Source organism: Streptomyces sp. GESEQ-35, assembly GCF_017948485.1.
Lineage (GTDB): Bacteria > Actinomycetota > Actinomycetes > Streptomycetales > Streptomycetaceae > Streptomyces.
This window is the reverse complement of record NZ_JAFFSX010000108.1, coordinates 1-322: the sequence shown is the minus strand read 5'-3', so window position 1 is coordinate 322 and position 322 is coordinate 1. Positions and strand designations below refer to the sequence as shown.

At 73.6% G+C, this 322-nt stretch carries 1 protein-coding gene; it reads right to left on the bottom strand.

The features are described from left to right. Positions 1–306: acyltransferase domain-containing protein (locus tag KCH87_RS48555; RefSeq protein ID WP_374199111.1), on the bottom strand; the 306-nt coding region annotated here is incomplete at its 3' end. Positions 307–322: the final 16 nt, after the last annotated feature.

The window sequence follows — 322 nt, the reverse complement described above, 5'->3', positions numbered from 1 at the left end:
GGCGGTGGTGGGGAGGGAGGCCATGGTGCCGGTGCCGGCGAGGCGGCGTAGGAGTTTCGCGCGGCGGGCGACGATGAGGGCGGCGTCGTCCAGGGTGAGGGCGCCGGCGATGTGGGCGGCGGCGATCTCGCCCTGGGAGTGGCCGATGACCGCGTCCGGGTGGATGCCGTGGTGCTGCCACAGCCGGGCCAGGGACACCATCATCGCCCACAGCACCGGCTGGACCACGTCCACCCGCTCCAGACCGGGTGCCCCGTCCCGCTGCAGGATGACGTCGGTCAGGTCGAAGTCGGTGTGCGCCGCCAACGCCTGACCGCATGCC